5 protein-coding genes are annotated in these 8089 nt (G+C 71.9%); 2 read left to right on the plus strand and 3 right to left on the minus strand.

The window, feature by feature from the left end:
• The 3 genes from IJH84_RS27415 to IJH84_RS27425 all read right to left on the minus strand — a co-directional run.
• Positions 1–208 (minus strand): ABC transporter ATP-binding protein (locus IJH84_RS27415; protein ID WP_295150724.1); only part of this gene is annotated, 208 nt, incomplete at its 3' end.
• Entirely contained in the window at positions 205–1230 is a 1026-nt protein-coding gene (locus IJH84_RS27420) for an iron ABC transporter permease (protein WP_200070361.1), read from the minus strand. The genes IJH84_RS27415 and IJH84_RS27420, both read right to left, overlap by 4 nt.
• Entirely contained in the window at positions 1227–2180 is a 954-nt protein-coding gene (locus IJH84_RS27425; protein ID WP_295150726.1) for an ABC transporter substrate-binding protein, read from the minus strand. The genes IJH84_RS27420 and IJH84_RS27425 overlap by 4 nt, the downstream gene beginning before the upstream one ends.
• A gap of 573 nt (positions 2181–2753) precedes the next feature.
• Here IJH84_RS27425 and gltB point away from each other — a divergent pair.
• Both gltB and IJH84_RS27435 read left to right on the plus strand, forming a co-directional pair.
• A complete protein-coding gene (gene gltB / locus IJH84_RS27430) occupies positions 2754–7298 on the plus strand; it encodes a glutamate synthase large subunit (RefSeq protein WP_295150729.1) in 4545 nt (1514 codons plus the stop codon).
• Positions 7291–8089 (plus strand): glutamate synthase subunit beta (locus tag IJH84_RS27435; RefSeq protein ID WP_295150732.1); only part of this gene is annotated, 799 nt, incomplete at its 3' end. The genes gltB and IJH84_RS27435, both read left to right, overlap by 8 nt.

The following is an 8089-nucleotide window of genomic DNA, read 5'->3' on the forward strand; positions in this document are numbered from 1 at the left end:
GCCCGCGGCCGCGTAGCGACCGCTCGCCGGTCAGCATGTCGCCGGTGTGCGGGAGCAGGCCGGCCGCGGCCTTGAGCAGCGTGGACTTGCCGGAGCCGTTCGGCCCGATCACTCCGAGCCAGCCGCCCTGCCGCACCTGCGCGGAAACGTCCGAGAGCACGTTGCGCCGCCGGTACCCGGCGCTGAGCTCGCGCACCTGCAGGCTCATATCCGCCTGCCCCGGTGCAGCAGCACGGCGAAGAACGGTGCCCCGGTGAACGCCGTGACCACCCCGATCGGCAGTTCCGCCGGGGCGAGCACGGTGCGCGCGAGCATGTCCGCCAGCACCAGGAAAGCTCCGCCGAACAGCAACGACAACGGCACCACGACGCGGTTGCCGCCACCGGCGGCCAGCCGCACCAGGTGCGGCACCACGAGCCCCACGAAGCCGATCAGCCCGGCCACCGAAACGGCCGCGGCCGTGGCCAGCGACGCGGCCAGCAGCACCAGCGCCCGCGCCCGGCCCGGGTGCACGCCCAGCGAGGCCGCTTCCTCGTCGCCGACTCCCAGCACGTCCAGCAGCCGCGCGCACGCGCACAGCACGGCGCCCGAGACGATCAGCAACGGCAGCACCAGCAGCACGTCCCGCCAGCCGGTCGTGCTCAACCTGCCCAAGATCCACAGGTAGACCTGTTGCAGGCTCTCCAGCCGCAGCTGCTGCACGAACGTCTGCCCGGCGGTGAGGAACGCGCCGACCGCGACCCCGGCGAGCACCAGCGTCGCCGCGTCGTTCCCCGCCGAGCGCCCCACCAGCCAGGTCACCGCGACTCCGCCGAGCGCCCCGGCGAACGCGGCCGCCTGCGCCACGCCGGGCACCGAACCGGCCTGCGGCAGCAGGGTGATCACGATCGTCACCGCGAGCCCGGCGCCGCCTGCCGCCCCGAGCAGGTAAGGATCGGCGAGCGGATTGCGGAACACGCCTTGGAACGCCGCACCGGAGACCGCCAGCGCCGCCCCCACCAGCGCACCCAGCACCGCCCGCGGCACCCGCAGCTGCCAGAGGATCGCGGCTTCCCGTTCGGACAGCGGGGAATGCCCGCCGGACAGTTGTGCGCCGATCTCCGCCAGCACCCGCTGCCAGCCGAGGTCGGCGGCGCCGAGCAGCACCGACGCCAGCAGCGCCAGCAGCAGCGCCGCCACTCCCGCCAGCAGCGGGAGCGGGCGCAGCCGAGTGCGGCGCAACTCGCTCAGGACTGCTGCGCGCGGGTCACGGACTCGCTGATCCGGCGCACCAGGTCGACCACTCGCGGCCCCCACCGGCCTGCGACGTTGTCGTCCAGCGCGACGACCCGCTGCTCGCGCACGGCGGTGAGCGTGTCCCAGCCGGGCCGCTCACCCGCGGATTCCGGTGTGGTTCCGCAGCACTTGGTGTCCGCCAGGAAGATCAGGTCCGGGTCGGCCTGCAGGATGCGCTCCTGCGCGAGCTGCGGGAACTTCGCACCGGCCGGTACGCCCTCGTCGGCGATGTTGCGCAGGCCGAACAGCCCGTAGAGGCCGCCGACGAAGCTCTGCGAGGTCGCGCTGTAGAAGTCCGGGCTGACCTCGTGGTAGTAGCTCAGCGGCGTCGGCGGTTTCGGCGTCTTCGCGACGATCTCGGCGATGTCCGCGCGCATCCGGTCGGTGACCTCGCGGGCCTGCCTGCCGTGCCCGGTGGCCTGCCCCAGCGTCTCGATCTGGCCGTACGCCTCGTCCAGCCCGGCGGGAGTCGGCGTGACCAGCACCGGAACCTCCAGCGCACGCAGTCCCTCGACGAGCTTGTCCGCGCCTTCCGGAGCGATCACCAGGTCCGGGTTGCGGGTGGCGACCGCGGCTGCGTCGCTGGTCAGGCCGTTGAGGTCGGTGCGCGGTGTGCGCGCCGGGAAGTCCGAGAACTGGTCGACGGCGGCGACCTGCTCGCCCGCGCCGACCGCGTAGAGCGACTCGGTCGCGGTGGGGCTCAGCGACACGATGTGCTTGGGCTGCTGCGGCAGCGTCACCGGTTCCTGCCCGGCCATCCGGATCTGCGCGGGAAACGCCGCGGCGGGGTCCTCGACGGGCGCGGCGGGCGCGGGCGAGGGCGTGCGGGTGGCGCACGCCGTGGCACCGAGCAGCAGCACGAGCACGGTCAGCAGCAACGACGGGGGGCGGCGGAACCCGGACATCACGTTGTTCCTTGCTCTCTGCGGACGTTCTCGACGGCACGCGCCGGTTTCGCAGCCGCGAGCGTCGGCGAGCAGGAAAGATACCAGCTCCCCGCGCGCTGCCAGGCCCGACCGGTCGTGCCGCACCGATCATCGCCGCTGCGAAGCCGCTGGGGAACGCGCCGCGACGTCGGAATTTTCACTTCGCCGCGAGCTGACTCGCGGTGCGGCTTGTCGGTATCGTGGCCGTTACGGTCCGGCAAAAGGCCGTCAGAGCGTTCCTGCCCAGCGGCTTCGATGCTCAGGTGAAGTTTCCGCGGGTGATGGGCGCGTCCGCACAGCGACCGGTGCCGGTGTTGCGACCGGCGCACCGATAGCGCGCATGGACCGGGTCGCCGATGACTCCTCTCGGCGAGCCGGTGCCGCTGACCGGTTCCGCCGAATTCCCGTCCGGTGACGGGAATCCCCCAGTCCAGCGCCGGACGAGCAGAGTCCGATGCCGGACAGCACACGCGGGCCAGCGTCGTCCCGTGCCCAGGGAGAAACCGCCCCAGCGCGGCGCATCCCAGCACATCGACGAGGGAGGTTTGCGCAGTGGTCTTCTCTGCCATTCCCGCCACCCAGGGGCTCTACGACCCCGCTGCCGAACACGATTCCTGCGGCGTGGCCATGGTCGCCGACGTCCAGGGGCGGAGTTCGCACGGCATCGTGGCCGACGCGCTGACCGCCCTGCGGAACCTGGACCACCGCGGCGCGGCCGGTGCCGAACCCACCAGCGGTGACGGCGCAGGGCTGCTGCTGCAGCTGCCGGACGAGCTGCTGCGCAGCGAGTTCGACCTGCCCGAGCCGGATGCCGCCGGCCGGTCCCGCTACGCAGCGGGCATCGCGTTCCTGCCCGCCGACGCCGGGCAGCGCCGCCGGGCGGTCGAGTCGACCGAACGCATCGCCGCCGAGGAGGGCCTGACCGTGCTCGGCTGGCGGGACGTGCCGACCGACCCGGACGGCGCGGAGGTGGGCGTGACGGCGCGCGGATGCATGCCGCACTTCGCGATGCTGCTGGTCGCCGGCCCGGACGGGGAGGCCGGTCTGGAACTGGACCGCCGGGCGTTCTGCCTGCGCAAACGAGCCGAGCGGGAGTCGGAGCGGGACGGGCGAGAGCTGTACTTCGCGTCGCTGTCGGCGCGCACCTTGATCTACAAGGGGATGCTGACCACCGAGCAGCTGCCGCTGTTCTTCCCCGACCTCGTCGACGAGCGGCTGCGCACCGCCATCGCCCTGGTGCACAGCCGGTTCTCCACGAACACGTTCCCGTCGTGGCCGCTGGCGCACCCGTTCCGCTACATGGCGCACAACGGCGAGATCAACACGATTCGCGGCAACCGCAACCGGATGCGCTCCCGCGAGGCGCTGCTGGAATCCGACCTGATCCCCGGCGACCTGTCCCGGTTGTACCCGATCTGCGCCGAGGACGGCTCGGACTCGGCGTCGTTCGACGAGGTGCTGGAGCTGCTGCACCTGGGCGGGCGGAGCCTGCCGCACTCGGTGCTGATGATGATCCCGGAGGCGTGGGAGAACCACGCCGAGATGGACCCGAAGCGCAAGGCGTTCTACCGGTTCCACGCGGGCCTGATGGAGCCGTGGGACGGCCCGGCCTGCGTCACCTTCACCGACGGTTCGCTGGTCGGCGCGGTGCTGGACCGCAACGGCCTGCGCCCGGCGCGCTGGTGGCGCACCGCCGACGACCGGGTGGTGCTGGCCAGCGAGTCCGGCGTGCTCGACATCGACCCGAGCGACGTCGTGGCCAAGGGCCGGTTGCAGCCGGGCCGGATGTTCCTGATCGACACCGAGCAGGGCCGGCTCGTCGATGACGACGAGGTCAAGGCGGAACTGTCCGCCGGGCACGCCTACGGCGAGTGGCTGCACGCCGGCCAGATCAACCTCGGCGAGCTGCCGGACCGGGAGCACGTGGTGCACAGCCACGAGTCGGTGCTGCGCCGCCAGCTCGCGTTCGGCTACACCGAGGAAGAGCTGGCGATGCTGCTGGCCCCGATGGCCTCCGGCGGCGCCGAACCGCTGGGATCGATGGGCTCGGACACCCCGTCCGCGGCGTTCTCGCAGCGCTCGCGGCTGCTCTACGACTACTTCGTGCAGCACTTCGCGCAGGTCACGAACCCGCCGCTGGATGCGATCCGGGAGGAGATCGTGACTTCGGTGGCGCGCGTGATGGGCCCGGAGCAGAACCTGCTGGAACCGGCCGCTTCCTCCTGCAGGCACGTCGTGCTGCCGACCCCGGTGATCGACAACGACGAGCTGGCCAAGCTCATCCACATCAACTCCGACGGCGACCTGCCCGGGTTCGGTTCTGCCGTGCTCTCCGGGCTCTACGAGGTCGACGGCGGGGGCGAGGCGCTGGCCGAGGCCATCGAAGGGGTCCGCCAGGACGCCTCCGAGGCGATTCGAGCGGGCGCCCGGGTACTAGTGCTTTCGGACCGCGACTCCGATCACCGGATGGCGCCGATCCCGTCGCTGCTGCTGGTTTCCGCGGTGCACCACCACCTGGTGCGCACCAAGGAGCGGCTGCAGGTGGCGCTGGTGGTGGAAAGCGGCGATGCCCGCGAGGTGCACCACATCGCCGCGCTGCTGGGTTACGGCGCCGCCGCGGTCAACCCGTACCTGGCGTTCGAGACGATCGAGGACATGATCTCCGGCGGCCAGATCAGCGGGCTCCGGCCGCGGGTGGCGATCCGCAACTACGTGCAAGCGCTGGTCAAGGGCGTGCTGAAGGTGATGTCCAAGATGGGCATCTCCACCGTCGGCGCCTACACCGCCGCGCAGATCTTCGAGACCGTCGGCTTGTCGAAGCGGCTGGTCGACGAGTACTTCACCGGAACCGCCGCGTTGCTCGGCGGCGCCGAACTGGACGTGCTGGCCGAGGAGGTCGCGCAGCGGCACCGCCGCGCCTACCCGGAAAACCCGACCGAGCGGGTGCACCGGCGGCTGGAGGTCGGCGGCGAGTACTCCTACCGCCGCGAGGGCGAGCTGCACCTGTTCAGCCCCGAGATGGTGTTCCTGCTCCAGCACGCCACCAAGACCCGCAAGATCGAGGCGTACCGCCGCTACACCGCCGAGTGCGACCGGCTGGCCCGCGAGGGCGGCACGCTGCGCGGGCTGTTCGAGCTGCGCAGCGACCGGGAGCCGATATCCGTCGACGAGGTCGAACCCGCTTCGGAGATCATGAAGCGGTTCGCGACCGGCGGGATGAGCTACGGCGCGATCTCCGCCGAGGCGCACGAGACCCTGGCGATCGCGATGAACCGGATCGGCGGCCGCTCCAACTCCGGCGAAGGCGGTGAGGACGCCGACCGGCTGCACGACCCCGAACGGCGCTCCGGCATCAAGCAGGTCGCCTCCGGCCGCTTCGGGGTCACCAGCGAATACCTGGTCAACGGCACCGACATCCAGATCAAGATGGCGCAGGGCGCCAAGCCCGGCGAAGGCGGCCAGCTGCCTGCGCACAAGGTCTACCCGTGGATCGCGAAGACGCGGCACTCCACGCCCGGCGTCGGGCTGATCTCGCCGCCGCCGCACCACGACATCTATTCGATCGAGGACCTGGCGCAGCTGATCCACGACCTGAAGAACGCCAACGAGCAGGCGCGGGTGCACGTGAAGCTGGTCAGCTCGGTCGGCGTCGGCACCGTCGCGGCGGGCGTGAGCAAGGCGCACGCGGACGTGGTGCTGATCTCCGGGCACGACGGCGGCACCGGTGCGGCACCGCTGACCTCGCTCAAGCACGCGGGCACGCCGTGGGAGCTGGGGCTGGCCGAGACGCAGCAGACGCTGCTGCTCAACGGCCTGCGCGACCGGATCGCGGTGCAGGTCGACGGCGGCATGAAAACCGGCAGGGACGTGCTCATCGGCGCGCTGCTGGGCGCCGAGGAGTACGGCTTCGCGACCGCCCCGCTGGTCGTCGAGGGCTGCGTGATGATGCGCGTGTGCCACCTCGACACCTGCCCGGTGGGCGTGGCCACCCAGAACCCGCAGCTGCGCAAGCGCTACACCGGCCAGGTCGAGCACGTGGTGAACTTCTTCGAGTTCGTCGCCGAAGAAGTCCGCGAATACCTCGCCGAACTCGGCTTCCGCAGCCTGCGCGAGGCGATCGGGCAGGTCGGCGTGCTGCGCACGGAAGAGGCCGTGCAGCACTGGAAGACCGCCGGGCTGGACCTCTCGCCGGTGTTCGCCGAGCCGGAGACGCCGTACTCGCCGGTGCGCCACCAGACCCGCGAGCAGGACCACGGACTCGATCACGCCCTGGACCGCACGCTGATCCAGCTGGCCGAGGCGTCGCTGGAGGACGCCCACCCGGTGCGGCTGCAACTGCCGGTGCGCAACGTCAACCGCACCGTGGGCACGCTGCTCGGCGCCGAGGTCACCCGCCGCTACGGCGGCGAAGGACTGCCGGACGACACGATCCACGTGCAGCTGGAGGGTTCGGCGGGCCAGTCGCTCGGCGCGTTCCTGCCGCCGGGCGTGACGCTGGAAATGGTCGGCGACGCGAACGACTACGTCGCCAAGGGCCTCTCCGGCGGTCGCGTGGTGGTGCGCCCGCACCGGGACGCCGCGTTCGCAGCGGCGGACCAAGTGATCGCGGGCAACGTCGTCGGCTACGGCGCGACCTCCGGCGAGGTGTTCCTGCGCGGGCAGGTCGGGGAGCGGTTCGCGGTGCGCAACTCCGGCGCCGACCTGGTCGCCGAAGGCGCCGGTGATCACGCCTTCGAGTACATGACCGGCGGGCACGCGGGTGTGCTCGGCACGACCGGCCGCAACGGGGCCGCGGGCATGTCCGGCGGCATCGGCGACGTGCTGGACCTGGACCCGGTGCGGGCGAACACCGCCATGGTCGACCTGCACCGGCCCAGCGGCGAGGACCTGCGGTGGCTGCACGGGATCGTGCGCCGCCACCACGAGCTGACCGGTTCCGCGGTCGCCGCGTCGCTGCTGGGCGACTGGACGCGGCGCTCCGCGGCGTTCACCAAGATCATGCCGCGGGACTACGCGCGGGTGCTGGAGGCCATGCGGCTGGCCCGTTCCGAAGGCCGCGACATCGACGAGGCGATCATGGAGGCGTCCCGTGGCTGACCCCAAGGGCTTCCTGAAGTACTCCCGCGCCGACGCGCCCAAGCGGTCCTACGAGGACCGCCTCGGCGACTGGCGCGAGGTCTACGCGGCACTGTCCACATCGGACCGCGATGAGCAGGTGTCCGCGCAGGCCGCGCGCTGCATGGACTGCGGGATCCCGTTCTGCCACTCCGGCTCGGCGGGTTGCCCGCTGGGCAACCTCATCCCGGAGTGGAACGACCAGGTCCGCCGCGGCAAGTGGGAGCAGGCGAGCGACCGGCTGCACGCCACCAACAACTTCCCGGAGTTCACCGGCAAGTTGTGCCCCGCCCCGTGCGAATCCGCCTGCGTGCTGGCGATCTCGCCGGACGCGGGTGGCGCGGTCGCGATCAAGCGGATCGAGGAGACCATCGCCGAGGTCGGCTGGGAGAACGACTACGTGCACCCGCAGCTCGCGCAGGAGCAGACCGGCGACCGGGTCGCCGTCGTCGGCTCCGGCCCCGCCGGGCTGGCCGCAGCGCAGCAACTCACCCGCGCCGGGCACGAGGTGACCGTCTACGAGCGCGACGACCGCATCGGCGGCCTGCTCCGCTACGGCATCCCCGAGTTCAAGATGGAGAAGTCCGCGCTGGACCGGCGGTTGGCGCAGATGCGCGCGGAAGGCACCAGGTTCGTCACCGGCTGCGAGGTAGGCGCGGACCTGACCGTCGAGCAACTGCGCGCCGGCCACGACGCGGTGGTGCTCGCGGTCGGCGCGCTGCGCGGCCGCGACGACCGGACCGTGCCGGGCAGGCAGTTGGGCGGGGTGCACC

Source organism: Saccharopolyspora sp., assembly GCF_017434145.1.
GTDB classification, from domain to species: domain Bacteria; phylum Actinomycetota; class Actinomycetes; order Mycobacteriales; family Pseudonocardiaceae; genus Saccharopolyspora_C; species Saccharopolyspora_C galaxeae.